Here is a 612-nt window from a genome sequence, read left to right on the forward strand (position 1 = left end):
AATCCGACGGGCCGGGGCGACGCTCCGGGGCGGCTCACCCCGAAGGGGTCGAAGCTACAAATCAATCGTCAGGATGCTGCTGGCCATCTGCGCTTCCTCGTCAAAGTCGGGGACAACCATCACGCATGGACCGCCCCGCGACCACGCGATGCAGTCGTAGGTGAACGCTAGCGAGTAGTGGTTCGTGCCGGTCCGGAGATACCGAAAAGCACGGGCACCGGTGTCCTCGTTTTCGACGAGCTGCTTCACATCAGCCGCCAGGTGAGACGCTAGCTCCTGAATCGTTCGACCACCGCGCGGCAAGAGGATCTTTCGATCGCGGATGACCTGGCGGCTCGCATCCAGGGCCTCCGTACGGTTTTGACTCACGATCAGTTCATCCCGATCCCAGCGGTAGGCTCCGCGCTGGCCCTCCTGGAAGTAGTTGAGCCATACCCGACCGCGGTGTCGCTTTGCGAACTCTCGAGTTGCGTGAACCTCTGGAAGCGCATCGATCACACATGTGCCGACGCAGAATCGTTCCATCAGGTCGTCTAGCTCCGAATACTCTTGTCGCGCGCCGACGTAGATCACCTCGCGCGTTCCATCTTGCTCCCGGGTGGATCGTGAGAT

General features: G+C 61.3%; 1 protein-coding gene. It reads right to left on the bottom strand.

All coding sequences use genetic code 11. The annotated features are described in order from the left end of the window. Window positions 1-54: 54 nt before the first annotated feature. Window positions 55-525 carry a hypothetical protein gene (locus GY725_22460; protein ID MCP4006952.1) on the bottom strand — a complete coding sequence of 157 codons (471 nt, stop codon included), beginning with the start codon at window positions 523-525 and terminating at the stop codon, window positions 55-57. Between the last annotated feature and the right edge of the window lie 87 nt (window positions 526-612).

The sequence above is a fragment of the bacterium genome (assembly GCA_024226335.1).
In the GTDB taxonomy this organism is placed as follows: domain Bacteria; phylum Myxococcota_A; class UBA9160; order SZUA-336; family SZUA-336; genus JAAELY01.